A 26,526-nucleotide genomic window follows, 5' to 3' on the forward strand; every position below is an offset into this window, starting at 1 on the left:
AAGGTGGTCCGCGGGTGGATTGCCGCGGATTGCCGTCCCGATAGGGTGGACTGATTTGCAACACCGCGTCCCCGGCGCGCTCACTTGGCCAACTGTTAATTCCACTGCATTGGATGGTTTGATCTAAAATAACGGGCTAAACTGGGCTGGCGGCCCCTGAACGCCGTCCGGCCTTACTGATTTGAGTGCTTATGTCTAAGAAATTGAACGCTGAATCCGCCCCTGTGCTGCCGCCGCCGGCCTCTTTCGAGGAAGCCATGGCGGAGCTGGCGCAACTGGTGACGCAAATGGAGGCGGGCCAGCTGCCGCTGGAAGCGTCCGTCGCGGCCTATGCGCGCGGTTCGGAACTGGTGAAATACTGCGCCGGCCAGCTCGACAAGGTGGAAACGCAGGTGAAGGTGCTCGAAGGCGGCATGCTGAAGCCCTTCGCGGACACGGAGGAGCTGGCATGAGCGCGTCCTTCCAGGATTGGATGAAGACCATCCAGGCCGGCATGGAGCAGGATATGGACGGCTACCTGCCCGCCGCCGGCGCCGAACCGGCCAAGCTGCACGAGGCGATGCGCTACGCGCTGCTGGGCGGCGGCAAGCGCGTGCGCCCGCTGCTGGTGTACGCCGCCGGCGCGCTGTTCGGCGCGGATGCGGCGGTGCTGAGCCGCGCCGCCGCCGCCGTTGAAATGATCCACGCCTACTCGCTGGTGCACGACGACATGCCTTGCATGGACGACGATGAACTGCGGCGCGGCAAACCCACCGTGCACGTGGCCTACGACGAAGCGACCGCGCTGCTGGTGGGCGACGCGCTGCAATCGCAGGCCTTCCTGGTGCTGGCCGACGCCGCCGCAGTGGCCGGGCTGCCGCCCGCCCGCCTGGCGGCCATGCTGCGCCTGCTGGCGCACGCGTCCGGCTCGGCCGGCATGTGCGGCGGCCAGGCCATCGATCTGGACAGCGTGGGCCTGAGCCTGACGCTGGAGCAGCTCGAACGCATGCACCAGCTGAAGACCGGCGCCTTGCTGCGCGCGTCCGTGGTGCTGGGCGCGCTGGCCGGCAAGGAACTGGACGAGGCCGAACTGGCGGCGCTGAACGCCTACGCGCGCGCCATCGGCCTGGCTTTCCAGGTGGTGGACGACGTGCTCGACGCCACCGCCGATTCGGCCACGCTGGGCAAAACGGCCGGCAAGGACGCCGCCGACAACAAGCCGACCTATGTTTCGATACTGGGCCTGGAACCGTCGCGCGTGCTGGCGGAACAATTGCGGTTGGACGCGCACGCAGCGCTCGCGCCGTTTGGTGAACAAGCGATGCGCTTACGCGAACTCGCGGATTTGATCGTGCAGCGGAAGGCTTAAGAATGAATTTGCTCGAAAATATTAACGACCCGGCAGACGTGCGCAAGCTGGCGCGCACCCAACTCACGCCGCTTGCGCACGAGGTGCGCAACTACCTGCTCGATTCGGTCTCCAAGACCGGCGGCCACCTGTCGTCCAACCTGGGCACGGTGGAGCTGACCGTGGCGCTGCACTACGTCTTCAACACGCCGCACGACCGCATCGTGTGGGACGTGGGCCACCAGACCTACACCCACAAGATCCTGACCGGCCGCCGCAACCAGATGCATACGCTGCGCCAGCTGGACGGCATTTCCGGCTTCCCGCGCCGCGTGGAAAGCGAATACGACACCTTCGGCACGGCGCACTCGTCGACCTCCATCTCGGCCGCGCTGGGCATGGCGCAGGCGGCCAAGATCAAGGGCGAGCACCGCCACGCCATCGCCGTCATCGGCGACGGCTCCATGACCGCAGGCATGGCCTTCGAGGCCCTGAACAACGCGGGCGTGCAGGACGACGTGAACCTGCTGGTGATCCTGAACGACAACGACATGTCGATCTCGCCGCCGGTGGGCGCGCTGAACCGCTACCTGGCGCGCCTGATGTCCGGCCAGTTCTATGCAGCCGCCAAGAACGTGGGCAAGCAGGTGCTGCCCGGCCCCGTGCTGGAGCTGGCCAAGCGCTTCGAGGAACACGCCAAGGGCATGGTGGTCCCGGCCACCATGTTCGAGGAGTTCGGCTTCAACTACATCGGCCCCATCGACGGCCACGACCTCGAATCGCTGATCCCGACGCTGGAGAACATCAAAAAGCTAAAGGGTCCGCAGTTCCTGCACGTGGTGACCAAGAAGGGCCAGGGCTACAAGCTGGCCGAGGCCGAGCCGGTGCTCTACCACGGCACGCCGAAATTCAATCCGGCCGAAGGCATCAAGCCTGCGCCCGCTGGCAAGATCACCTACACCGAAGTATTCGGCAACTGGCTGTGCGACATGGCCAAGGCGGACAAGCGCCTGGTCGGCATTACGCCCGCCATGCGCGAAGGCTCGGGCATGGTGCGCTTCGAGCAGGAATATCCGGACCGCTATTTCGACGTCGGCATCGCCGAGCAGCACTCGGTCACCTTCGGCGCGGGCCTGGCCTGCGAAGGCCTGAAGCCGGTGGTGGCGATCTACTCCACCTTCCTGCAGCGCGGCTACGACCAGCTGATCCACGACGTGGCGCTGCAAAACCTGGACGTGACCTTTGCGCTTGACCGGGCCGGCCTGGTGGGCGCGGACGGCGCCACGCACGCCGGCAATTACGACCTGGCCTTCATGCGCTGCATCCCGAACATGGTGGTGATGGCCGCGTCGGACGAAAACGAATGCCGCCAGATGCTCACCACCGGCTACCACTACGAAGGTCCGGCTGCGATCCGCTATCCGCGCGGCGCGGGCATAGGCGCGGCCATCGAACCGGCGCTGACCTCGATCGAGATCGGCAAGGGCGAGATCAAGCGCAAGGGCGAAAAGATCGCCATCCTGGCCTTCGGCTCCATGGTGGCGCCGTCGGTGGCGGCGGGCGCGCAGCTGGGCGCCACGGTCGCCAATATGCGCTTCGTCAAGCCGCTGGACGTGGAACTGGTCAAGCAGCTGGCCGCCGAGCATGATTACTTCGTGACGGTGGAAGAGGGCTGCATCATGGGCGGCGCCGGTTCCGCCGTGGCCGAGGCGCTGGCCGCCGAGGGCATCATCAAGCCGGTGCTGATGCTGGGCCTGCCGGACAAATTCATCGACCACGGCGATCCGGCCAAGCTGCTGGCCAGCGTGGGCCTGGACGCGGGCGGCATCGCAGCGTCCATCAAGGCGCGCTTCCTGGACGCGGACGGCAACGGCGAGCCGCGCCTGGTCGTCAATAACGGATAGTTTCAGCATGCCAGTCAGTTCCTACCTCGACACCTCGCCCGAACTGGGCGAGGGCGTCTACCTGCACGACACTGCGCAAGTGATCGGCGACGTTCGCATCGGCCGCGATTCCTCGGTCTGGTGCAACACCGTGCTGCGCGGCGACGTCAACCGCATCACCATCGGCGAGTGCAGCAATGTGCAGGACTTCGCCATGGGCCACGTCTCGCACAAGAACCCGGCCAAGCCGGACGGCTCGCCGCTCAAGATAGGCAACTACGTCACCATAGGCCATTCCGTCATCCTGCACGGCTGCGAGATCGGCGACGAATGCCTGATCGGCATGGGCTCCATCGTCATGGACGACGTGGTGGTGCAAAAGCACGTCATGGTGGGCGCCGGCAGCCTGGTCTCGCCGGGCAAGGTGCTGGAAAGCGGCTACCTGTACGTGGGCCGCCCGGTCAAGCGCGTGCGCAAGCTCACCGAAGCGGAAATCACCTGGCTGAAGTACTCGGCCGAGCACTACGTCCGCGTTAAAAACAACTACAACAAGTAAGTCCTTCTTGCGGCTGCGCCCGCGCTCTCCTATATTGGTATAAACGGTTTATTCCAATGAGGGGGCGTCATGCGCGGTCTCGCTATGCTGTTGGCCGGATGGCTGCTGTGCGCCGGCGCGCAAGCCCAGGTGCCGGATTCCGGCCGCTGGCAGGAACTGCGCTTTGGCGCGGACGAAGTCGTCGATCGCATGGAAGACCGCTATATCGAGCAGGTGGTGGACCTGGCCGCCGCCGGCAAGCTCGATGCCGACCGCACGCTGCTGCACCGCCTGCGCTACGTCAGCGCCACGCTGATCGCCGCCGCCATCGAACTGAAGCCGGAAGCGGCGGACTGGCCCTGGGAGGTGCACCTGGCCGGTGCAGCGGATATCGATGCGGTCTGCCTGGCCGGCGGCAAGCTGCTGGTGGGCGCCGGCTTTGTGCGGCGGCTGGCGCTGACCGACAGCGAGCTGGCGGTGCTGCTGGCGCACGAGGTGGCGCACGCCATCGCTGAACACTCCCGCGAGTTTTTGTCCGAAGCGCAGCTGGCGTACCGCCCGCTGGTGCCGGTCGACGTGGTGATGCTGCGGCTGGACAGCGACCTGTCATTGCAGCTGCGCCTGGCCGGGCTGTCGCGCATGCAGGAGCGCGAGGCGGACCAGCTGGGCATGGTGATCGCGCACCGCGCCGGCTGGCCTGCCTCCGCCATGCTCAGTTTCTACCGCAAGCTGGCCGACGCGGATGCCGACGACGGCCCCGGCGAGCCGCTGATCGCCAGCCACCCCTCGCACGCCTCGCGCATCAGCATGTCGCGCGGCATGGCCCGGCTGCTGGAGCCGTAACCCGCCATGCGTCTCGACGGCTCATGGCGGGTTACGCTCCGCTAACCCGCCTTACAAAACCTGATACGCGGCTTTTGCCATTGCTTCATAGCCCGCGTCGCCCGGGTGCAAATGGTCGCCCGAGTCGAATGCCGGCAGCAGGCGGGACGGACGCGCGGGGTCGCGCAGCACCGCATCGAAGTCCACCACTCCGTCGAAGGCGCCGCTGCTGCGTATCCAGTCGTTCACCTGGCGCCGCACGGCGTCCTTGGCCGGGCTGTAATGGTCCGACAGGGGCGTGCCTTGCAGCGCGTTCTCGAACGGCGCCATGGTGGCGCCTATCACCTTCACCTTGTTTGCATGGGCGCGTTCGATCAGCTTGCGGTAGCCCGCGATCAGCATTTCCGCCTCCATGGCAGGATCATGCGGCGCAAAGGCGCTGGCCGGCCAGCCGATATCGTTGATGCCCAGCGCGACGATCACGCTGCGCACGCCCGGCTGGGCCAGCACATCCTGCTCAAAACGCGCCGCCGCGCGCTCGCCCATGCGGTCGGCCAGTACGCGCGCCCCTGAAATCCCGGCATTCGCCACGCTGGCATTCGCGCCGCGCGCCACCGCCAGCCGGGCCAGATAGTCCGGCCAGCGGCGGTCGTGATCCGGCGTCGAGCCATTCCCGTCCGTGATCGAATCCCCCAGCGCCACCACGGTGCCGCCGTCCGCGCCGCCGCTCACATGGACAGCGGTCAGAAACAGGCGTCCCTGCAGCGTCTCTGCGCCAGGCAGTTGCTGCGCCGCAGTCTGGTTGCCGCTGGCGATAAATCCCGTCTGCTGCGCGCCCCAGTGAAAGGTGGAGGGCAGGGTGCGCTGCGGAAAGTAAGTTGATACGCTCAGCCGCTCAAGCGGGCGCACGCTGAAATCCAGCGCATCGCTGACCGCCTGCTGCCCGGGCGGCACCGTCACCGAGCGCTGGCCGCCAAAGGTCAGGACGCCCGCCGGCGCCGCAGTGATGGCGTGCGATGCTCCGGCGGCGGCTCCGGCGGCAGCGCGCGCCAGCCGCGCCTCGCCTATCACCAGTGGTTCCGTGCCATAGCGGTTCGACAGCACCACGCGCACCCGCTGCCCGCCCGCGCTGAGGCGCAGCGTCTCGCGCACGGTTTGATCCTGCAGGCTAAGCGGGATATTGGTCGGCAGCGCAAAGCCCGCATCCCAGCCCGGCTGCGGCGCCGCGTACCAGCTGGTCTGCCACTGCTCTTCCGCCACGGCGGGCAGAGCGACGGCGGCTGCAAAGCCGATGGTGGTCAAAGTCTTCAACATGGTCTGCTCCTTGAGTAAGTGTGCAGCCATCTTCATTCATTCCACTATCATGCGGAAGTGGCCAAAATGGACTATGCTTCATTCCAATATCGAATGAAGGCCTGGCATGGACACCATCCGCTCCCTGCAATACTTTGTGCGTGCCGTCGAACTGGGCAGCTTGTCCGCCGTTGCGCGCGAACACGGCACCACCCAGCCCACCGTCAGCAAGATCGTCGCCGCGCTGGAAGACAGCCTGGGCGTGCGGCTGCTGGAGCGCAGCACCTCCAGCTTGTCGCCCACCGTGCAAGGCCAGCGCTTCTACGAGCGCAGCAAAGGCGTGCTGGAAGACTATGCCGAAGCCGTGGCCGACGCGCGCGGCGAAACGCAAACCGCATCCGGCCTGCTGCGCGTGAATGCCCCGGTCGCGCTGGGACAGTTCCGCCTGAACGCATTGGTGCAGGAATTCCTCGCGCAATACCCCGGCATGGAAATAGAGCTGATACTGAACGACCGCATGGTGGATCTGGTGGAAGAGGGCGTCGACGTCGCCCTGCGGCTCGGTAGCGAGCTGCCGCCCAACGCCATCGCCCGCAAGATCGGCAGTTCACCGCGCTGGCTGGTGGCGTCGCCGGGCTATCTGAAAAGCCATCCCAAGCTGCGCCAGCCCGAAGACTTGGCCGCGCATGAAGTTATCCGCTTCGCCTGGCTTAGCACGGGCGGCACTGTCGAACTGCACAACGGCGAGCGCAGCGTCCAGGTGCAAACCCATGGCCGCTACCGCGTCAACAATGCCCTGGCGATACGCGAAAGCCTTGCCATGGGCGGCGGCATCGGCCTGTGCCCTGGCTGGCTGGTGCAGGACCTGCTGGCAAGCCGCAAACTCACCCGCGTGCTACCCGCCTGGCAAGGGGCAACGCAAGACCTCAACTTGCTCTATCCCTCCCGCCGCCACCAGCCGCTGCGCGCGCGCCTGTTTATGGACTTTCTGCAGGCGCGCTTCGCTTCAGTCAGCGGCGAACAATAGCTTGCCTTCTTTGAATACGCACGGTGTGGGTATGTCGCTGGCGTCGGTTCCCCGGCATGTGCCTTTTCCGTGCCGCAGGCCGTTCGCGTCCGCAGGTCCGTTGAAGACTATGCCATCCGTTGCCGCCCATTCGAAGCCGCCGCGCCGCCAGGCGCCGCTCAGCGTTACCGGTTTTTTTGCTGCCGTGAACTCGCCCGCGCCGTGCATGTTGCCATCCTCGAAACCGCCCATGTAGCGGCCCGTTTTGGTCACCAGTTCGCCTTTGCCGGATGGCCGCATATAGTCCACCTGGCCCTTGTAAGAGATGGCCTCGCTGCCGGACGGGTAGCTGACTTCCCCCTGGCCGCGCCCGTATCCACGGTCGAATTCCCCGAGGTAGACCAGCCCCGAGTCGCTGGCCAGTTTTCCTTTGCCATGAGGGACGCCTTGCACGAACGGCCCTTCGTAGTACGATCCGTTCGGCAGGCTGATTTTGCCCATGCCGTCCGGCTTGCCGTTGCTGACGGCGCCGGTGTAGCGTGTGCCGCCGGCGTATTCGAGTCCCGTGGCCGTGGCTTTCGCCTCGCCGGCCAGGTCGTTCAGCAATTCGACATTGTCGAGTAGTAGCGCTTCGGGACCGAGCAAGGAGGGCTTGCTGAACGCCACCGCGCTGCGCAAGGCGTCCAGTGCTTCCATCGGTTTACCCATGCGCAGGAATACACCTGCCAGTTGCCTGAAGGTCTCCGGCTCGCGCGTGTAGATCGATGCGGTATCGAAGCCCGCCACCGCTTCCTGCAGCGGTTCGCTGGCCGGCAGCAGCTGATACAGCAGTCCCAGGCCGTTATACGGTGCGGGATAGCCTGCATCGATGCGGATCGCTTTGCGGTAGTAGTCGCGGGCCTTGTAGGCGATGGCCGGCCAGCCGGCTTCGCCCTGGTCCTTCATGTGTTCGGCCTGCCCCCGCAGCATGTCGGCGCGCAGCGTCAACAGCATGGGATGTTTCGGAAAACGCTGCTCCAGGGCCGCGCCTGCCGTGCTGCTTTCCAGGCCGTGCAGCAGTGGGAGAAGGTTGGCGTCGGCGTCGTCTTGATTCAGTTCGCGGTTCCTGGTGAGCAGTTTTTCCAGGTCTGCACGCGAAATTTTGTGGTTGGGAAGGATGCGTGCAAGCTGCGCATACAGGCCGGGCGTATCGAGCCGGGTGACGGAAGGGGAAATCTTGGGGAATACGAAGTCGCCATGCCGATAGGTCATGACCTGCGCCGTCAGGTGGAGGGAGGCGTATTTCGCAATCGCCTTGTTCAGCTCCGCGTAGGACTGTTGAAAAGCCAGCGCCGCAGCCCGGTCCTGGCGGTAGCCGCGATTGATGAATGTGACGTATCTGGCCAGCGATGCGCGCAAGGCGTCAGTGGAATTGAAATAGTGCACCGCGAAGTATGCGGCCGAGTAGAAGCGGCTCAGATCGTAGTGATCGGCCCGCGAGCTGCCTTCCAGTGTAAGGTCGACGGTATTGAACGTCGTTTGCATGTCGAGCGAAAGGCGGCCGAGGTGGTTGTAGAGGCCGTGGTCGCGGCTGCCGCCATCGCTTGTGACGCGGTCTCCCAGGCGGATGGTTGGCCCGTTGACATTGAATGTGGCCCAGTAGTCCGCCATGCCCTCATCCACCCAGTGCGGGTAGGCGAATGTCCGTTCCGACATGCGCAACAGGAAATGGAAATACTCGTGCAGCAGGACCGTGCGCGGCCAGTTGTCGGTCTTGCTGCCGCGCATATAGTCGCCGATATTGGCGACCGCTGAGTAGCCTTGCAGGTCGAGCTGGAAGACGCCTGCCCACGTTGCGGGAAAGCCGATTTCGGCAAAGGCATCCTCGCCCAAGGCGAGTATGGGCAGCGGCTTGGACAGCTCAAGCGCCTTCAGGGTGCCGTACTCGCGCCTGAAGTGGCGGAATGCCTCCATGTCGGTCACTACCCGCAGGGCGACGGCTTCGGGCTGATCGGTGACGATGCTGAAGTTCGGGCTATCGACCTTGATCCAGCTGCGCTTGGCCAGGCCGTCCAGGTTCGCTGCGGCGGCCGAGGAAAGAACACACGCGGCGCAGAGTTGCACGCATAGGGACAGGAAAGGACGGGGCATGGAGGAAAGTTGATTGAAGGCAATACTCCATCCTATCAACAACTTATGAATAAGGCAATGCGCATGACCCGGAAAATTCAACAGCTGTTTGATCAGCGGCTCTTGCGCTCGTGCTGCCACAGCACGTCGCCGCCGCCGGCGTAGCGGTTCAGCACGCGGGCCAGCACGAACATCAGGTCGGACAGGCGGTTCACGTATTGGCGCGGGTGCTCGTGGATGGGCTCGGCGTTGCCCAGCGTGACGATGCTGCGCTCGGCGCGGCGGCAGATGGTGCGGCAGACGTGGGCGATCGCGGCGGCGCGCGAGCCGGCCGGCAGGATGAACTCGGTCAGCGCGGGCAGGGTGGCGTTGTACTTGGCCAGCAGCGCGTCCAGCTTTTCCACATGCTCTTCCTTGATCATCTGATAACCCGGAATGCACAGCTCGCCGCCCAGGTCGAACAGGTCGTGCTGGAAGCCGACCAGCTCGTCGCGCAGGTCGTCCGGCATGGCTTCGCACAGCAGCAGGCCCAGGTTGGAGTTCAGCTCGTCCACGTCGCCGATGGCGTGGATGCGCAGGCTGTCCTTGCTGGTGCGGCTGCCGTCGCCCAGGCCGGTGGTGCCGTTGTCGCCGGTGCGGGTAGCGATTTTCGAGAGTCGGTTGCCCATGGTATTGCCCCTAATGTCTGGAATGACAGCGAGCATACGATAAATTCAGGCCGGGTGCCTTACAATCAGTGCTTCATCGGCGATATGCTTTCCACCCATGACCATAGCCTCCCCCATGCCGGCCTTCACGGCCGAGCGCCAGCACAGCGTTGCGGCCGCCCTGCGCGCCGTGCTGCCGGCAGCCAGCATCCTGTCCGCGCTGGAAGACACCAAACCCTATGAATGCGACGGTCTGGCGGCCTACCGCCAGCCGCCCATGATCGTGGCGCTGCCCGCCAGCGAGCAGGAAGTGCTGGCCGTGCTCAAGGTGTGCCGGGACATGAACGTGCCCATCGTGCCGCGCGGCGCGGGTACCGGCCTGTCCGGCGGCGCCATGCCGATCGCCGACGGCCTGGTGCTGTCGACCGCGCGCATGAACCAGATCGTGCGCATGGACGCCTACTCGCGCACGGCGGTGGTGCAGCCCGGCGTGCGCAACCTGGCGATCTCGGAGGCGGCGGCGCAGCATGCGCTGTACTACGCGCCGGACCCCTCGTCCCAGATCGCGTGCACCATAGGCGGCAACGTGGCGGAGAATTCGGGCGGCGTGCACTGCCTGAAATACGGCCTGACGGTGCACAACGTGCTGCGCGTGCGCGTGGCCACCCTGGAGGGCGATGTGGTGGAGCTGGGCAGCGAGGCGCTGGATGCGCCGGGCCTGGATCTGCTGTCGGTCTTTATCGGCTCGGAGGGCATGCTGGGCATCGTCACCGAGGTGACGGTGAAGCTGGTGCCCAAGCCGGCCTGCGCGCGCGTGATCATGGCTTCGTTCGACGACGTGGTCACCGGCGGCAACGCGGTGGCCAAGGTGATCGCGGCCGGCATCATCCCGGCCGGGCTGGAGATGATGGACCGCACCTCCTCGCGCATGGTCGAGCCCTTCGTCAAGGCGGGCTACGACACCGACGCCGCCGCCATCCTGCTGTGCGAGGCGGACGGCACGCAGGAGGAAGTGGAGGAGGAGATCGCGCGCATGACTGCGGTGCTGGAAGCTGCCGGCGCGAGCGCCATCCAGGTTTCGCGCAGCGAGGCGGAGCGTCTCAAGTTCTGGTCCGGACGCAAGAACGCCTTCCCGGCGGCGGGCCGCATCTCGCCGGACTACTACTGCATGGACGGCACCATCCCGCGCAAGAACCTGGCGCAGGTGCTGATCGGCATCGAGCAGATGGAGGCCAAGTACGGCCTGCGCTGCGCCAATGTGTTCCACGCGGGCGACGGCAATCTGCATCCCTTGATCCTGTTCGACGCGAACCAGCCGGACGAGCTGCACCGCGCCGAGGCCTTTGGCGCGGAGATACTGGCGCTGTGCGTGGAAGTGGGCGGCACCATCACCGGCGAGCATGGTGTGGGCATAGAGAAGATCGATTCCATGTGCGTGCAGTTCAAGCCCGCCGAGCTGGAGGCCTTCTTCAGCGTGAAGCGTGCCTTCGATCCGGCCATGCTGCTCAATCCGAACAAGGCCATTCCCACATTGAACCGCTGCGCGGAGTTCGGCAAAATGCGCGTGACGGCGGGTGTGCTGCCGCACGCGGGCCTGCCGCGTTTTTAACGGAGTTATCTTGCAAGCGATCGTAGAACAATTCCGCAACCAGGTGCTGGCGGCCGTTGAAGCGGGCACGCCTTTGCGCGTGCGCGGCGGCGGCACGAAGGACTGGTATGGCAACGCAGCCACTGCTGCCTCCGCTGGGGCCGTGCTCGATACGCGCGCCTACACCGGCGTGGTGGATTATGAACCGACCGAACTGGTGATCACGGTGCGCTGCGGTACGCCGCTGGCTGAAGTCGAGGCGCTGCTGGCCGCCAACGCGCAGATGCTGGCGTTCGAGCCGCCGCGCTACGGCGAGGCGTCCACCATGGGCGGCGTAGTGGCCAGCGGCCTGGCCGGTCCGCGCCGCGCCAGCGCTGGCGGCGTGCGCGATTTCGTACTGGGCGCGAAGCTCATGGACGGCAAGGGCGAGGTGCTCAGCTTCGGCGGGCAGGTGATGAAGAACGTGGCGGGCTATGACGTGTCGCGCCTGCTGGCGGCCTCGATGGGGACGCTGGGGCTGATACTCGAGGTGTCGCTCAAGGTGCTGCCGCTGCCGGTGTGCGAGGCCACGCTGCGCTTCGGCATGAGCGAGATCGAGGCGCTGCGGCGCTTGAATGAATGGGCGGGCCAGCCTTTGCCGGTGTCGGCCAGCTGCTGGCACCAGGACGTGCTGACGCTGCGCCTGTCCGGTGCGGAGGCTGCGGTGCGCGCGGCGCTGCTGCGCATGGGCGGCGGCCGCGTGGACGATGCGGAGGCGGCGCTGTTCTGGAACGGCTTGCGCGATCAGACGCATAGCTATTTCGAGGGCGGCGCGCTGTGGCGGCTCTCGGTGCCGCCTGCGGCCAGCGCCATCATCCTTAAGGGCGAGCAGCTGATCGAGTGGGGCGGTGCGCAGCGCTGGCTGAAGGTCGACCCTGCCGCCAGCGCGGACGCGGCGCAGGACATCCGCCGCAGCGTGGCTGCGGCCGGCGGCCACGCCACGCTGTTCCGTGCAGACGACAAGCGCCCCGGCGCTTTCCATCCGATGGCGCCGGCCGTGGCTACGATCAACCAGCGCCTCAAGCAGGCCTTCGACCCGGCCGGGATATTCAACCCGGGCCGCATGTAAAACTATGCAAACCAATCTGGCAGACTTCATCAAGAACACGCGCGACGGCGACGAGGCGGAGGCCATCCTGCGCGCCTGCGTGCATTGCGGCTTCTGCACCGCCACGTGCCCCACCTACCAGTTGCTGGGCGATGAACTGGATGGCCCGCGCGGCCGCATATACCTGATCAAGCAGGTGCTCGAAGGCGCACCCGTGACGCAGAAGACGCAGCTGCACCTGGACCGCTGCCTTACCTGCCGCAACTGCGAGAGCACCTGTCCGTCCGGCGTGCAGTACGGCCGCCTGGCCGACATCGGCCGCAAGGTGGTGGAGCAGCGTGTGCAGCGTCCGCTGGCCGAGCGCGTGAAGCGCTATGTGCTGAAGGAGGCTTTGCCGCGCCGCTGGCTGTTCACGCCTGCGCTGGCGATGGGGCGCATGGTCCGGCCTTTGCTGTCGCCGGCCTTGCAGGACAAGCTGCCGCCCGCAGCGGCGGCCGGCAGGCGGCCCTCGCGCACCCATGCGCGCCGCATGCTGATGCTGGAGGGCTGCGTGCAGCCGGGCATGGCGCCGAATATCAACGCGGCCACGGCGCGCGTGCTCGATGCGCTGGGCGTGCAGCTGATCGCGGCGCCCAAGGCGGGCTGCTGCGGCGCGCTGCGCTACCATCTGAACGACCAGGATGGCGGGCTGGATGATATGCGGCGCAATGTGGATGCGTGGTGGCCCTACGTGTCGGGCGAGGCTGGCGCGGCGCCGGTGGAGGCCATCGTGATGACGGCGTCCGGCTGCGGCGTGACCGTCAAGGAGTATGGCCATTTGCTGGCGCATGACGCGGCTTATGCTGAGAAGGCGCAGCGCATTTCGGAGCTGACCAGGGATTTGAGCGAGGTGATGCCGGCCTTTGAGGCGGAGCTGGCGCAGCGCATGGGCGGACGCATCGCGGAGCGCGTGGCCTTCCATCCGCCGTGCACTTTGCAGCATGGGCAGCAGATACGCGGCAAGGTGGAGGGCGTGCTGCGCGCGGTCGGCGTGGATGTGGTGCTGTGCGCGGACAGCCATTTGTGCTGCGGTTCGGCGGGCACGTATTCGATGCTGCAGCCGGAGCTGTCCAAGCAGCTGCGGGACCGCAAGGTGGAGAATCTGGAGGCGACCGGGGCGCGGAAGATCGTGTCGGCCAATATCGGCTGCCTGACGCATCTGCAGTCGGGCACCGAGACGCCGGTGCAGCATTGGATTGAGCTGATCGATCAGGCGCTGGCGGATGGCGGGTTACGCGCTACGCGCTAACCCGCCCTACAATCACCGTAGGGCGGGTTAGCGGGGTACCCGCGTAACCCGCCGTTACGGGACCGCGGGCAGTGCGGTGCTGGGGATGCTGGGGGCGCCGTTCATGCCGTCGATGGGCAGCAGCGCGGCGCGCTGCCAGGCGGGCGTGGAGGCGAAATTGGCGGTCCAGTCCAGCACGTCGTCCGCCGGCATGGGGCGCGCGATGCCGTAGCCTTGCGCCAGTTCGCAGCCCAGCCGCATCAGCTGGGCGCCGTGCTCCACGGTCTCCACGCCTTCGGCGATCACGCTGCGGTTGAAAGCCCGCGCCAGGCCGATCACGGCCGACACCAGGTGCAGGTCGTCACGGTCCACCAGCATATTGCGCACAAAGCTCTGGTCTATCTTCAGCACTTCGGCCGGCAGGCGCTTCAGGTAGGACATGGATGAATAGCCGGTGCCGAAGTCGTCCAGCGCGAAGCGGATGCCGAGCGCCTGGCATTCCAGCATGATGGCGCGCACGTGGCCGATGTCCGCCAGCGCGGATGATTCCAGTATCTCCAGCTCCAGCATGCGCGGCGGCACGGTGGGGAATTCGGCCAGGATGGCGGTCAGGCGCGGCACGAAGTCGGTGCGCTGGAAGTGGCGCGCGGCGATGTTCACGCTGACCACCCAGCCTGGATGGCTGGCGCGCCAGACCTCCAGCTGGCGCAGCGCGTGGCGCAGCACCATGTCGCCGATCTCCACGATCAGATCGGTGTGCTCCACCACCGGCAGGAATTCCATCGGCCCGACGATGCCGCGCAGAGGATGGCGCCAGCGCAGCAGCGCTTCCATCCCGATGATGCGCCCGGCGCGCATGTCCAGCTTGGGCTGGTAGAACAGGCACAGTTCCCCGGCGCGCAGGGCGGCGCGCACTTCGGTGCGGCGGTTGTGGTGGGTGCGCACTTCCTCGTCCAGATGCGCGTCGAAGTAGTGCACCTTGTTGCGGCCGGTGAGCTTGGCCTGGTACAGCGCCTGGTCGGCCTGGCGCAGCAGGCTGTCGGCGCTGATATCGCCGCCGGTGTAGAGCGCCACGCCGGCGCTGGCAGGCACCGACAGCGTTTGCGTCTCGCAATGGTAGGGCCTGGCCAGCAGCGCCATCAGCTGCGCCAGCGCGTGCTCGACGGCGCCCTGGCCGGGCTGGTCCGGCAGCAGCAACACGAATTCGTCGCCGCCCAGGCGCGCCGCGTAGTGGCGCGGGCCTGCAAAGCTGTGCAGGCGGCCTGCGGCCTGCTTGAGGATCTCGTCGCCCAGCGCATGCCCGCCGCGCTCGTTCACTTGCTGGAAGTGGTCCAGGTCCAGCATGCACACGGCCAGCGTGGCGCCGCCGGCCTGCTCGCGCGCCAGTTCCAGCTCGTGCTCGAAGCGCGCCGCCAGGGCGCTGCGGTTGGGCAGGCCGGTCAGCAGATCGTGCTGGCTTTGCCAGGACATCTGCTGGATCAGCTGCTTTTTCTCGCTCACGTCGCGGAACACCAGCACGGCGCCTTGCACCGCGCCTGCTTCGCCGTGGCCGTTGCGGCGGATGGGCGCCACCGTGTATTCGATGACGAAGCTGGCGCCGGAGGGCTGGCGCAGGGTCTGGTTCTTGGCGCGTACCGCCGCGCCGCCGGCGCAGATGCTGTGCATGGTGCGCTTGAGCGCCTGGTGGCCGAAGTTGTTGGCCAGCGTGAACACCGCCTGCAATTGCTTGCCGCAGGCCTGTTCCTCGCTGTAGCCGGTGAGCTGCTGCGCCGCTTCGTTCATGCTGCCGATGCGGCCATCGAGTCCGGTGGTGATGACGGCGTCGCCGATGGAGGCCAGCGTGACTTCAATGCGCTCCTTCTGGTCCTGCAGCGAATGCACCAGCGCCTGCACCTGGCTGGCCATGCTGTTGAAGGTGGTGGCCATGGCGCGCGCTTCGAGCGAGCCGGCAACCGGCATGCGCACACCCAGTTCGCCGTTCTGGAACCGGCTGGTGGCGTTCTCCAGGCGCAGCTGCATGCGGCGGTTCAGGTAGACCAGCAGCCCAAGCAGCACGAAGATGGTGACCACGTTCAGCGCCGAGATAATGGCCTGCTGGCGCAGCGCGCGCCACACGCGGTTGAGTGGCTGGGTGGGACGGAACCACAGCGACAGGGTGCCGGTGGCGGCATGGGGCGCCGCGTTGGCGCCCGGGGTGGATTCACTCCCGCTGCGCAGCGGGACGCGCAGGTTCAGATACAGCGGTTCGATGGCGATGGCCGGTCCCAGCCAGGCAGGATGGGCGATGCCGGGCAGGTCCGGGTCGCTTGCGGCGCGGGCTTGCCCGCCTGCGTGCTCCCAGCGCACCAGTGCCAGGTCGGGATTCTGCGCTGCTGCGCCGGCCAGCAGGGCGGAGATGGCGTTCTCGTTCTGTTCGCGTTGCAGCGGCCTGAGAGCCGCGGCCAGGTATTGGCCAAGCTGCTGCGCTTCCACTTCATAGCGCTGGCGCGCGGCGGCTGATTCGGATTCGGTCAGCAGCGTATAGCGCACGCTGATGATGATGGTGACTAGCAAAAAGATAGGGACGAACAGCCTCGCGTAGATTCCCATGCGCATCCACAATGACAGCAATTTCCCCAGCAGTGGCATGGTTTCCGTCCAGCTCTAAATCGTTCCTATTCCCATTATTACGTAAAAGTAAATAAAGCACATCCCTTTTTAACGTTCCGCCCATTTTTCCATGATCTCGGCGACGGCCGGCAGCTGGGTCAGGAACAGGTCCACCAGCCGGGGCTCGAAATGCAGGCCGCGCTGTGCGCGCAGATGGTCGCAGGCCTGCTCCACGGTCCATGCCTGCTTGTAGGGACGCACCGAGGTGAGCGCGTCGAACACGTCGGCCACCGCCACGATGCGGGCGGCCAGCGGGATCGCCTCGCCGGCCAGGCCGTTGGGGTAGCCGCTGCCGTCCCATTTTTCGTGGTGGTTCTGCGCCACCTGGCAGGCCACGGCCAGCATGCCGGTGGCGTGGCGGCCGATAATGTCCGCGCCGATGGTGGGGTGGGTCTGCATGACGCGCCACTCGTCCTCGTCCAGCTTGGCGGGCTTTTGCAGGATGCGGTCCGGAATGCCGATCTTGCCGATGTCGTGCATGGGGGCGGCGTTGAACAGGTCGTCCACGTCGTCCTCGTCCATGCCGGCCGCGATGCCGAGCAGGCGCGCGTAGTGGCTCATGCGGATCACGTGCAGGCCGGTTTCGTTGTCCTTGTATTCGGCGGCCAGGCCGAGGCGCTGCACGATCTCCAGGCGGCTTGCTTTCAGTTCATCCAGGCGCACCAGCGACAGGTGCAGGCGCACGCGCGCTTTCACCACGGCCGGGCTGACCGGCTTGGTGATGTAGTCCACCGCGCCGGCGTCGAAGCCGTCCACCTCGTCGGTGCTGTCGGTGAGGGCGGTGACGAAGATGACGGGAATGCCGGCCGTGGCCGGGTCGGCCTTCAGGCGGCGGCACACTTCGTAGCCCGTCATGTCCGGCATCATCACGTCCAGCAGGATCAGGTCGGGTTGCTCCTTGGCGGCCAGCTCCAGCGCGCGCGGGCCGTCCTTGGCGAACAGCAGGCTGTAGCGGTCCTGCAGGATCTGGCGCAGCAGCTGGAGGTTGGTGGATTCGTCGTCTACGGCGAGGATGACGGGCAGGCGCTTGGGGGCGCTGTGCATTTGTGCAGGTGCGAGGGTCATGTTGTGCTCCCGGCCGCCGCGGGCAGGACGGACGCCAGCAGCGCCTCCAGCCGCGCGTGGGCCGCGCTGAAATCAAAATCGTCAATGGCTTGCTGCAGTTCGTGCAGGCGCTGCGGCGCAACGTGCGAGGCCAGGGCCTGCGCCAGCTGCGCCATCGTGGCTTCATCGAAGGCGCCGCTGTCGATGGAGCGCTGCAAGGTGGCGCCCAGGGTGCGCACCAGCTGTTCGTCCAGGGCTGCGGGCGCGCCGCTGGCCGGGCGCGATGCGGCATCGGCAGTGACGGGGGCAGGGGTGGGCAGCAGGGCGGACGGGGGCGCGTCGGCCAGCAGCTCGCCGATGGCGGTGATGGCCTCGGCCAGGCGCTGCTCCACCGCCGCCAGCATGCCGGACACGGCGTCTGCCGGGGTGTCCGTGTCGCGCAGTGCGCGTTCAAGCTGGTCCAGCGCGGCGGCCAGCTGTTCCAGGCCGAGGTTGCCGGCCGCGCCTTTCAGCTGGTGGGCCAGGCCGGCCGCGTCGGCGGCCGCAGCCGCATCGTCGCCATGGCCGGTGCCCACGCCGGTCAGGCTGCGCAAGTCGCCGCTGGCCTGCGCGCGTTCGGCGGCGAAGTTGCGCAGCGAGCGGTGGTAGGCGCGCTCCTCGCCGGCCCAGCGGTGCAGCGCATGCGCGTGGTTGAGCACCTGCAGCGACTGCTCCGCGTCCGGCGCGGCCTCCTCGGCGATGTCTATGCCCAGCACCATGGCCAGTTCGCGGCCCAGCACGTGCATGTCCACCGGCTTGGGCGCAAAGCCGTCCATGCCGGCCGCGCTGGTGGCCTCGCGGTCCTTCTCCAGCACGCTGGCCGTCATGGCGATAATGGGCACGCGGCCGCGGCCCTGCTGCGCCTCCTGCGCGCGGATGCGGCGCGTGGCTTCCAGGCCGTCCACGTCCGGCATCTGCACGTCCATCAGGATCACGTCGAAGCGGCCTTCGGCGGCCAGCTGCACGGCAATGGCGCCGTCGCTGGCGCCGGTGACGCTGTGGCCCTGCTTGCCCAGCAACAGCGTCAGCAGCTCCAGATTCTGCGGCACGTCGTCGGCCGCCAGGATGTTCAGCGGCGGCAGCTTGATGCACGGCGCCTGGCGCTGCAGCGCCGGCAGGTTCACGGCCGGCGTGAGCGGCAGCACCACGTGGAAGGCGCTGCCATGGCCCTCGGTGCTGGTGGCCCAGATCTGGCCGCCCATCAGCTCGGCGAGCTGCTTGCAGATGGTGGTGCCCAGGCCGGTGCCGCCGTAGCGCCGGTTCATCGACGCGTCGGCCTGGGTGAAGGGCTCGAAGATGGCGGCCAGGCGGCTGGCGGGAATGCCGATGCCGGTATCGCTAACAATGAAGTGCACGCAGTCGCCGTCCGGGCCGTTCTCGCGCGCCACCGCCAGCGTGACGTTGCCGCGGTCGGTGAACTTGATGGCGTTGCCCAGCAAATTGCTGAGCACCTGGCGCACGCGCAGTTCGTCGCCGTGCAGGCAGTGCGGCATGGCCGGGTCGTAGGCGATGGACAGCTTGAGGCCTTTCGCGCTGGCGTTGCTGCCCATGGTGGAGGACAGCTCGTCGATCAGGGCCAGCAGGTTGTAGTCGGCCAGCTCCAGCTCCACCGCGCCCTTGTCCAGCTTGGCCGTGTCGAGGATTTCATTGAGCAGGCGCAGCAGCGAGCGCGCCGAATTGCGCACCGTGTTCAGGTGGCGGCGCTGGTCGTTGGCCAGATCGCCCTGCAGCAGCACGTCGGTGAAGCCGAGGATGGAATTCATCGGCGTGCGGATTTCATGGCTCATATTGGCCAGGAAGGCGGCGCGCGCGGCGGCGGCCTGCTCGGCGCGCTCCTTGGCTGCGCGCAGCTCCTCCTCCATGGTGCGGCGGCCGCTGATGTCGAGGATCACCCCGTCCAGCCACTGCACCTTGCCCTGCTCGGTGAAGATGGCGCTGCCGTTCTCCCACATCCAGCGCGTGCTGCCGTCCTTGTGCAGCAGGCGGTATTCGAGCACGAAGGGCTCGCCTTTTTCCACCGCCGCGTCCAGGCCGCGCGCCACCTGCTCGTGGTCGTCGGGGTGGATCAGGTCGCCGAAGCTGCGCTTGGGCGGCGAGCCGAGGAAGTCGGCGGCCGGGTAGCCGGTCAGGTTCTCCACCGCCGCGCTGACGAAGACCATGGGCCAGCCCGGCGCCATCAGGCTGCGGTAGGAAATGCCGGGGATGTTGCCGATCAGGGAGCGGAACTGCTGCTCGCTGGCGCGCAGCTGCTGCTCCATGGCCTTGCGCTCGCTGATGTCGGTGACGAAGCACACGTATAAATCCTTGTCGGCCAGGCGCGCATGGCCGTAGGCATTGCGCAGCGGGACATGGCTGCCGTTCTTGTGCAGGCCCAGCACGTCCTGGCTCTCGCCGATCACGCCCTCCCTGCCGTCGTTCAGGTGGCTGAGCAGGCCGTCGCGCTGCGAGCGCTCCAGGTCGGCCATCAGCAGGCGGATGTTGCGGCCCACGATATCGTTGCGGCGCCAGCCGAAGATGCGTTCGGCCGCCGCGTTGAATTCGCGGATGGTGCCGTCCGACTCCATGGTGATCACGCCGTCCACGGCGGTGGCCAGCAGCGCGCGCATCCACGATTCGCTCTGGCTCAGCTGGAAGAACAGGGCGCGGTAGCGCAGCAGGCCGTTGGCCGACATCACCAGCAAGGTGAGGGACACGGTGATGAGCGTGATGGCCAGCGCCAGGAACATGGAGTCGCTCACGCCGCCGGCCGTGCCGGGCGGCACCGTGCCGACGAAGCGCGCCGCCGCCATGCCGGTGTAGTGCATGCCGGCGATGGCGCAGCCCATGATGACGCCGGCGATGGCCAGGCGCGCGGCGCTGCTCAGGCGGTCGCGCAGCGCGCTCAGGCCGAAGCGCACCCACAGCGCCAGCGTGGCCAGCGCCACCGCCACCACGATGGACAGCGCGAACATGGCCGGGTCGTAGCGCAGCTCCAGGGCGCTGCGCATGGCCGCCATGCCGGCATAGTGCATGGTGCCGATGCCGGCGCCCACCAGCACGCCGCCGGCCAGCAGCTGCCAGCGGCCGATGCGCTGGCGGCTGATCAGCGACAGCGCCACCAGCGACGCCGCCACGCTGGGCAGCATGGACCAGATGGTGATGGAGCGGTCGTAATCGACGCTGGTGCACAGGTCGAAGGCCAGCATGCCGATGAAGTGCATGGCCCACACGCCGCTGCCCAGCGCCAGGCTGCCGGTCAGCAGCGCGGCGCGGCGCAGGCGCGCGCTGGTGGCGTTGCCGGCCTGGCCGGCCATCTGCAAGCCCATCCAGGACGAGAAGGAGGCCACCAGCACGGACAGCGCCACCAGCCAGGGATCGTACTTCCCGTAGGTGAGCATCGAAGGATCGGCGGGCGGCGAGAACAGCTGCGCCAGGTAATCTATAACCATAATGTGCGGACGGGGGATGGCCCCGCCGGGGTAGTGCCGGTGCGGGACTTATTCGGCCAGCAGGCGCGCGATATCGTCCGCCAGTTCTTCCGGCTTGGTGGTGGGGGCGTAGCGTTTGTAAACCGTGCCGTCTTTGCGGATCAGGAACTTGGTGAAGTTCCACTTGATGCCTTCGGTGCCCAGCAGGCCGGGCGACTCCTTCTTCAGGTGCTGGTACAGCGGATGCGCGCCGCTGCCGTTCACGTCCACCTTGGCGAACATGGGGAAGCTCACGCCGTAGTTCTTTTCGCAGAAGGCGCCGATCTCGTCGGCCGAACCCGGCTCCTGCGCGCCGAACTGGTTGCAGGGGAAGCCCAGCACCACGGCGCCCTGGTCCTTGAACTGCTGGTACACCGCCTCCAGGCCCTGGTACTGCGGCGTGAAGCCGCACTTGCTGGCGGTGTTCACGATCAGCAGCACCTTGCCGCGGTACTGCGCCAGGTCGGCCGGTGCGCCGGACAGGGTGTCGGCGCTGAAGTCGAAGACTGTGCTCATGTGCTTCCTTAAATAATGTTCAGGTGTTCGGTGCCGGCCGACAGGTCGCGCGTCTTGGCGGCCTTGCCTTCCAGCTTGATGGCCAGCCGCAGGTCGTTGACGGAATCGGCGTTGCGCAGCGCGTCCTCATAGCTGATGGCGTCGGCCTCGTAGAGGTCGAACAGCGACTGGTCGAAGGTCTGCATGCCCAGCTCGCGGGATTTTTTCATCAGCTCCTTGATCTCGTGCACCTGGCCCTTGAAGATCAGGTCCGAGATCAGCGGCGAATTGAGCAGGATCTCGATGGCCACGGCGCGGCCCTTGGTCTCCTTGCGCGGCACCAGGCGCTGCGAAATCATGCCCTTCAGGTTGAGCGACAAGTCCATCAGCAGCTGCTGGCGGCGCTCCTCGGGGAAGAAGTTGATGATGCGGTCCAGCGCCTGGTTGGCGCTGTTGGCGTGCAGGGTGGCCAGGCACAGGTGGCCGGTCTCGGCGAAGGCGATGGCGTGGTCCATGGTCTGGCGGTCGCGGATCTCGCCGATCTGGATCACGTCCGGCGCCTGGCGCAGCGTGTTCTTCAGCGCCACTTCCCAGTCGTCGGTATCGACGCCCACTTCGCGCTGGGTGATCACGCAGTTGCGGTGCGGGTGCACGAACTCCACCGGGTCCTCGATGGTGATGATGTGGCCGTAGCTGTTCTCGTTGCGGTAGCCCACCATGGCCGCCAGCGTGGTGGACTTGCCCGAGCCGGTGGCGCCCACCATGATGACCAGGCCGCGCTTGGACATCACCACGTCCTTGAGCACTTCGGGCAGGCCCAGGTCCTCCAGCTTGGGGATGGCCGAATTAATCGTGCGCAGCACCATGCCGACCGCGCTCATCTGCACGAAGGCGGACACGCGGAAGCGGCCCAGGTCGCCGGGGCTGATGGCGAAGTTGGCCTCCTTGGTCAGCTCGAAGCCGGCGGTCTGCTTGTCGTTCATGATGGAGCGGGCCAGATCCGACGTGTGGGCCGCCGTCAGCGGCTGGGCCGACACCGGCGTCATCTTGCCGTCTATCTTCATGGCCGGCGGGAAGCCGGCGGTAATGAACAAGTCCGAACCGTTCTTGCTGACCATCAGGCGCAAGAGGTCGAACATGAATTTGGATGCCTGGTCGCGTTCCATGTTTAGCCCGGGAAGTTGTCGGGGATCTTGGCGGCGTTGCGGGCGGCGGCCGAGGAGATCACGTTGCGGCGCACCAGCTCGGTCAGGTTCTGGTCCAGCGTCTGCATGCCGACATTGCTGCCGGTCTGGATGGCCGAGTACATCTGCGCGATCTTGGCTTCGCGTATCAGGTTGCGGATGGCCGGCGTGCCGACCATGATCTCGTGCGCGGCCACGCGGCCGGAGCCGTCCTTGGTCTTGAGCAGGGTCTGCGAGATGACCGCCTGCAGCGATTCGGACAGCATGGCCCGCACCATCTCTTTTTCCTCGGCCGGGAATACGTCCACGATACGGTCGATGGTCTTGGCGGCGGAGGAGGTGTGCAGGGTGCCGAACACCAGGTGGCCGGTTTCGGCCGCCGACAGCGCCAGGCGGATGGTTTCCAGGTCGCGCAGCTCGCCGACCAGGATGGCGTCCGGGTCTTCCCGCAGCGCCGAGCGCAGCGCGTTGTTGAACGACAGCGTGTGCGGCCCCACTTCGCGCTGGTTGATCAGGCATTTCTTGGAGTCGTGCACGAACTCGATCGGGTCCTCGATGGTGAGGATGTGGCCGTATTCGTTTTCATTGAGGTGGTTGACCATGGCCGCCAGCGTGGTGGACTTGCCCGAGCCGGTCGGCCCCGTCACCAGCACCAGGCCGCGCGGCTTGAGCGCGAATTCGGCGAAGATCTTGGGCGCGTTCAGCTCCTCCAGCGTGAGGATCTTGGACGGAATGGTGCGCAGCACGGCGGCCGCGCCGCGCTCCTGGTTGTAGGCGTTGACGCGGAAGCGCGCCAGGCCCGGAATGGCGAAGGAGAAGTCGCACTCCAGCATTTCCTCGTAGGCCTTGCGCTGGCCGTCATTCATGATGTCATAGATCATGCCGTGCACGTCCTTGTGCTCGAGCGGCGGCAGATTGATGCGGCGCACGTCGCCGTGCACGCGGATCATGGGCGGCAGGCCGGCGGACAGGTGCAAATCGGAGGCTTTGTTCTTGACGGAGAATGCGAGTAATTCGGAGATGTCCATTTATAATCCCAGTGCTGCGTTTCGGGGGGAGGCCTGCGGAACCGGCCCAACCAGCCCGCTCAATGATTATGTCCAGAATAGCCCAGAACTTGCAAGCAGTGATCAGTACAATTGTTGCCTCCGAGCACGAAGCCGGCCGCGCGCCGCAATCGGTGCGCTTGCTGGCCGTTTCGAAGACGTTCGGCGCAGATGCGGTGCAGGAGGCGGTGGCGGCGGGGCAGCGCGCCTTCGGCGAAAACTATGTGCAGGAGGGCGTGGACAAGATCCGCGCCCTGGCTGCGGCCACGCCCGTGCCGGACCCGGCGCTGGAATGGCATTTCATCGGCCCCATCCAGAGCAACAAGACGCGGCCCATCGCCGAGCATTTCGACTGGGTGCACACGGTGGAGCGCGAGAAGATCGCACTGCGCCTGAGCGAGCAGCGGCCGGCCGGGCTGGCGCCGCTGAATATCTGCCTGCAAGTGAATATCAGCGGGGAGGCCAGCAAGAGCGGGGCGGCGCCTGAGGACGTGGCGGCGCTGGCGCAGGCCGTGGCCGGGCTGCCGAATCTGCGCCTGCGCGGCCTGATGGCCATCCCGGAGCCGGAGGAGGATGTAGACAAGCAGCGCGCGGCGTTCCGCCGCGTGCGCGAACTGTACGAGGCGCTGCGCGCGCAGGGCTTTGCGCTCGATACGCTGTCCATGGGCATGTCCGGCGACATGCGGGCGGCGGTGCTGGAAGGCGCCACCATCGTGCGCGTGGGCAGCGCCATTTTCGGCGCGCGCAGCTACGCCGCGCAATGACACGCGGCGACACAACCATGTCGGCGCGCGCCTGCACCGCGCACGCGGCGACACAACAAGGGACTTTATGAAAATTGCATTTATCGGCGGCGGCAATATGGCTGCGGCACTGGTCTCCGGCCTGGCCGGCAAGCTGACGGCGGGCGCGAATATCCACGTGGTCGATCCGAACCCGGCCGCGCTGGAGAAGCTGAGCGCGCAGTTCGGCGTGACCACCTCGGGCGCGCTGCCCGGCGCGCAGCAGGCGCCGGACCCCGCAGCCTACCAGACCGTGGCCAGCGCGGACGTGATCGTGCTGGCGGTGAAGCCGCAAAGCATGCGCGAGGTGGCCGAGCAGCTGCGTCCGCTGCTGCCGGCGGCGGGCGGCGAGGGCGGTGGTCCGCTGCTGCTGTCGATCGCGGCGGGCATACGCGCGGCCGACTTGTCGCGCTGGCTGGGCGGCGGGCGCGCCATTGTGCGCTGCATGCCGAACACGCCCGCGCTGATTGGCATGGGCGTGACCGGCCTGGCCGCATCGGCCGGCGTGAGCGCGGAACAGAAGGCGGCGGCGGACGCCATCATGAAAGCCGTCGGCGCCACCGTATGGCTGGACGATGAGGCCAAGATCGACGCGGTGACGGCGGTGTCCGGCAGCGGCCCGGCCTATGTGTTCTACTTTATCGAGGCCATGCAGAAGGCGGCCGAGGAGCTGGGGTTGAGCGCCGAGCAGGGCAAGGCGCTGGCGCTGGCCACCTTCACCGGTGCGGCGCAGCTGGCGGCGCAATCGGACGAGCCGGTGTCGCTGCTGCGCGAGCGCGTGACGTCCAAGGGCGGCACCACCTATGCCGCGCTGACCAGCATGGCCGCCGACGGCGTGGCAGAAGCGATCGGCCGCGCCATGGCGGCGGCGGCTGCGCGCGGCCGCGAAATGGGCGTGGAGTTCGGCGCGGCGGATTAGGCGCTGGCGGTTCTGGCGGCTCTGGCGGGTTACGCGCTTTGCGCTAACCCGCCCTACGCGCCCTACGCGCCCTACGCGTTAGCTGGCTGCCGACCTGCCTAGCGCTGCGTGGCGCCGATCAGCATGCCGGCCAGAATGCCGACCACCGCGCCGGCCGCCACGGCGCCCCAGGGGTGCTCGTGCACATAGTTGTCGGTGGCCTTGGCGGCCAGCTTGCCGCGCGCCAGCATGCTGCCTTCCAGCCTGAGCAGATCGGTCTTGGCGGTCTGCAGGGTTTCCTTGAAAGCCGTTTTCGCGTGTTCAACGTCGGCGGGCGCGTCCTTGACGGCTGTGCTCAGCCATTGCTCGGCGTCGGTGACCGCATCGCGCAGGTGGTTCAGCAGGCGTTCGCGGTCGGCGCTGGCGTCGCTGCGCAAGGTGCTGGCTGGGGTGGTGGTCTGGTCCATGGAAAACCTCTCTGCTTGGGTGGATAAGCCGGGCGGCCGGCTCAGCGCAGCGCGTAATCCAGCGCCACGCCTGCAAACACTGCCGCCCCCAGCCAGTTATTGTGCCGGAACGCGGCCAGGCAGGGCGCACGTTCGCGTCCGCGTATCAGGGTGTAGTGGTAGACGGCGAGTCCGGCCGCCACCGCCAGCCCCAGGTGGAAGGGCCAGCCCAGGCCGAACTGGAGGCCCGCCGCCGCCAGCATGCCCAGGTGAACCGCGTAGCACAGCATGATGATGGCCACGTCGTGGCTGCCGAAAGTGATGGCCGAGGTCTTGATGCCGATTTTCAGGTCATCGTCGCGGTCCACCATGGCGTATTCGGTGTCGTAGGCCAGGGTCCAGAAGACATTGGCCGCCAGCAGCCACCACGCCACCGCCGGCACCGTGCCCTGCACCGCCGCGAAGGACATCGGAATGCCGAAGCCGAAGGCGATGCCCAGGTAGGCCTGCGGAATGGCGAAGAAACGCTTGAAATACGGATACGTGGCGGCGATGATCACGGCGGCCACGCTGAGCTGCTTGGTCAGCGCGTTGAGCGGCAGGATTAGCAGGAAAGCCAGTATGGTCAGCAAGCCAGCCAGGGCCAGCGCTTCCTTGCCGCTGATGCGCCCGCTGGTGATGGGGCGTTCGGCGGTGCGCTTGACGTGGCGGTCGAAATCCTGGTCGGCGTAGTCGTTGACGGCGCAGCCGGCCGAGCGCATCAGCAAGGTACCCAGCGAGAAGATGAACAGCAGGCGCCAGTCCGGCACGCCGCCGCTGGCCAGCCACAGCGCGCTCAGCGTGGGCCACAGCAGCAGCACCGTGCCGATGGGTTTGTCGAGGCGCACCAGGCGGAAATAGAGCTGCAGCTTGTTCATCGCGTTCAGGACCGGA

General features: G+C 66.9%; 22 protein-coding genes. 11 read left to right on the forward strand and 11 right to left on the reverse strand.

Going from position 1 to position 26,526, the window contains the following annotated elements; translation table 11 throughout:
- Positions 1-191: 191 nt before the first annotated feature.
- The 5 genes from KT882_RS06630 to KT882_RS06650 all read left to right on the forward strand — a co-directional run bounded on the left by KT882_RS06630 (position 192) and on the right by KT882_RS06650 (position 4,588).
- Complete coding sequence (locus KT882_RS06630) at positions 192-452, forward strand: exodeoxyribonuclease VII small subunit (protein ID WP_161071648.1); 261 nt, start codon at positions 192-194, stop codon at positions 450-452.
- Positions 449-1,348, forward strand: a complete 900-nt coding sequence (locus KT882_RS06635) for a polyprenyl synthetase family protein (RefSeq protein ID WP_161071647.1) — start codon at positions 449-451, stop codon at positions 1,346-1,348. Before KT882_RS06630 ends, KT882_RS06635 begins: the two co-directional genes overlap by 4 nt.
- Positions 1,349-1,350: 2 nt before the next feature.
- Complete coding sequence (gene dxs, locus KT882_RS06640) at positions 1,351-3,231, forward strand: 1-deoxy-D-xylulose-5-phosphate synthase (RefSeq protein ID WP_228895025.1); 1,881 nt, start codon at positions 1,351-1,353, stop codon at positions 3,229-3,231.
- Positions 3,232-3,238: 7 nt separating this feature from the next.
- Positions 3,239-3,766 carry a gamma carbonic anhydrase family protein gene (locus tag KT882_RS06645; RefSeq protein WP_228895026.1) on the forward strand — a complete coding sequence of 176 codons (528 nt, stop codon included), beginning with the start codon at positions 3,239-3,241 and terminating at the stop codon, positions 3,764-3,766.
- A 69-nt stretch (positions 3,767-3,835) separates the two neighbouring features.
- Entirely contained in the window at positions 3,836-4,588 is a 753-nt protein-coding gene (locus KT882_RS06650; protein WP_228895028.1) for a M48 family metalloprotease, read from the forward strand.
- A gap of 51 nt (positions 4,589-4,639) precedes the next feature.
- Here KT882_RS06650 and KT882_RS06655 read toward each other — a convergent pair whose 3' ends face one another.
- Positions 4,640-5,881 (reverse strand): SGNH/GDSL hydrolase family protein, encoded by a 1,242-nt coding sequence (locus tag KT882_RS06655; RefSeq protein WP_228895030.1) that lies wholly within the window; start codon positions 5,879-5,881, stop codon positions 4,640-4,642.
- 106 nt (positions 5,882-5,987) lie between these two features.
- On the opposite strand from KT882_RS06655, the gene KT882_RS06660 reads away from it, so the two are divergent.
- Positions 5,988-6,887 (forward strand): LysR family transcriptional regulator, encoded by a 900-nt coding sequence (locus KT882_RS06660; RefSeq protein ID WP_228895032.1) that lies wholly within the window; start codon positions 5,988-5,990, stop codon positions 6,885-6,887.
- Here KT882_RS06660 and KT882_RS06665 read toward each other — a convergent pair.
- Positions 6,867-9,116: a hypothetical protein gene (locus KT882_RS06665; RefSeq protein ID WP_228895034.1), complete on the reverse strand. Its 2,250-nt coding sequence runs from the start codon at positions 9,114-9,116 to the stop codon at positions 6,867-6,869. The genes KT882_RS06660 and KT882_RS06665 overlap by 21 nt on opposite strands.
- On the reverse strand, positions 9,089-9,643 hold the full coding sequence (locus tag KT882_RS06670) for a cob(I)yrinic acid a,c-diamide adenosyltransferase (protein ID WP_161071640.1): 555 nt from the start codon (positions 9,641-9,643) through the stop codon (positions 9,089-9,091). Before KT882_RS06670 ends, KT882_RS06665 begins: the two co-directional genes overlap by 28 nt.
- A gap of 97 nt (positions 9,644-9,740) precedes the next feature.
- Between KT882_RS06670 and KT882_RS06675 the strand changes: the two genes are divergently transcribed.
- The 3 genes from KT882_RS06675 to glcF are packed head-to-tail and all read left to right on the forward strand — an operon-like array spanning position 9,741 to position 13,585.
- Positions 9,741-11,231, forward strand: coding sequence for an FAD-linked oxidase C-terminal domain-containing protein (locus tag KT882_RS06675; protein WP_228895036.1), 1,491 nt, complete (start codon positions 9,741-9,743; stop codon positions 11,229-11,231).
- A gap of 10 nt (positions 11,232-11,241) precedes the next feature.
- The gene (gene glcE / locus KT882_RS06680; protein ID WP_228895039.1) at positions 11,242-12,318 is read left to right on the forward strand and encodes a glycolate oxidase subunit GlcE; all 1,077 of its coding nucleotides are present in this window, start codon (positions 11,242-11,244) and stop codon (positions 12,316-12,318) included.
- 4 nt (positions 12,319-12,322) lie between these two features.
- Positions 12,323-13,585 carry a glycolate oxidase subunit GlcF gene (gene glcF / locus KT882_RS06685; RefSeq protein ID WP_161071637.1) on the forward strand — a complete coding sequence of 421 codons (1,263 nt, stop codon included), beginning with the start codon at positions 12,323-12,325 and terminating at the stop codon, positions 13,583-13,585.
- 54 nt (positions 13,586-13,639) lie between these two features.
- On the opposite strand, the gene KT882_RS06690 is transcribed toward glcF, so the two are convergent.
- The 6 genes from KT882_RS06690 to KT882_RS06715 all read right to left on the reverse strand — a co-directional run bounded on the left by KT882_RS06690 (position 13,640) and on the right by KT882_RS06715 (position 23,449).
- Entirely contained in the window at positions 13,640-16,153 is a 2,514-nt protein-coding gene (locus KT882_RS06690; protein ID WP_228895040.1) for a putative bifunctional diguanylate cyclase/phosphodiesterase, read from the reverse strand.
- A 108-nt stretch (positions 16,154-16,261) separates the two neighbouring features.
- Positions 16,262-17,257: an HD domain-containing phosphohydrolase gene (locus KT882_RS06695; protein WP_161071739.1), complete on the reverse strand. Its 996-nt coding sequence runs from the start codon at positions 17,255-17,257 to the stop codon at positions 16,262-16,264.
- A gap of 17 nt (positions 17,258-17,274) precedes the next feature.
- Positions 17,275-20,724 carry an MHYT domain-containing protein gene (locus KT882_RS06700; RefSeq protein WP_161071635.1) on the reverse strand — a complete coding sequence of 1,150 codons (3,450 nt, stop codon included), beginning with the start codon at positions 20,722-20,724 and terminating at the stop codon, positions 17,275-17,277.
- A gap of 48 nt (positions 20,725-20,772) precedes the next feature.
- Positions 20,773-21,258 carry a glutathione peroxidase gene (locus tag KT882_RS06705; RefSeq protein ID WP_161071634.1) on the reverse strand — a complete coding sequence of 162 codons (486 nt, stop codon included), beginning with the start codon at positions 21,256-21,258 and terminating at the stop codon, positions 20,773-20,775.
- An 8-nt stretch (positions 21,259-21,266) separates the two neighbouring features.
- Positions 21,267-22,403, reverse strand: coding sequence for a PilT/PilU family type 4a pilus ATPase (locus KT882_RS06710; RefSeq protein WP_161071633.1), 1,137 nt, complete (start codon positions 22,401-22,403; stop codon positions 21,267-21,269).
- Positions 22,404-22,405: 2 nt separating this feature from the next.
- Positions 22,406-23,449 (reverse strand): type IV pilus twitching motility protein PilT, encoded by a 1,044-nt coding sequence (locus KT882_RS06715; protein WP_161071632.1) that lies wholly within the window; start codon positions 23,447-23,449, stop codon positions 22,406-22,408.
- A 68-nt stretch (positions 23,450-23,517) separates the two neighbouring features.
- On the opposite strand from KT882_RS06715, the gene KT882_RS06720 reads away from it, so the two are divergent.
- Together KT882_RS06720 and proC are read left to right on the forward strand one after the other, a co-directional pair.
- Positions 23,518-24,231: a YggS family pyridoxal phosphate-dependent enzyme gene (locus KT882_RS06720; RefSeq protein WP_228895044.1), complete on the forward strand. Its 714-nt coding sequence runs from the start codon at positions 23,518-23,520 to the stop codon at positions 24,229-24,231.
- Positions 24,232-24,298: 67 nt separating this feature from the next.
- A complete protein-coding gene (gene proC / locus KT882_RS06725) occupies positions 24,299-25,168 on the forward strand; it encodes a pyrroline-5-carboxylate reductase (RefSeq protein ID WP_228895046.1) in 870 nt (289 codons plus the stop codon).
- Positions 25,169-25,266: 98 nt separating this feature from the next.
- Here the strand turns inward: proC and KT882_RS06730 are convergent, their stop codons facing one another.
- Positions 25,267-25,614 (reverse strand): DUF883 family protein, encoded by a 348-nt coding sequence (locus KT882_RS06730; protein ID WP_161071629.1) that lies wholly within the window; start codon positions 25,612-25,614, stop codon positions 25,267-25,269.
- Positions 25,615-25,655: 41 nt separating this feature from the next.
- Positions 25,656-26,510, reverse strand: coding sequence for a 4-hydroxybenzoate octaprenyltransferase (ubiA, locus tag KT882_RS06735; RefSeq protein WP_161071628.1), 855 nt, complete (start codon positions 26,508-26,510; stop codon positions 25,656-25,658).
- Between the last annotated feature and the right edge of the window lie 16 nt (positions 26,511-26,526).

The sequence above is a fragment of the Pseudoduganella aquatica genome, assembly GCF_020865585.1.
Lineage (GTDB): Bacteria > Pseudomonadota > Gammaproteobacteria > Burkholderiales > Burkholderiaceae_D > Rugamonas > Rugamonas aquatica_A.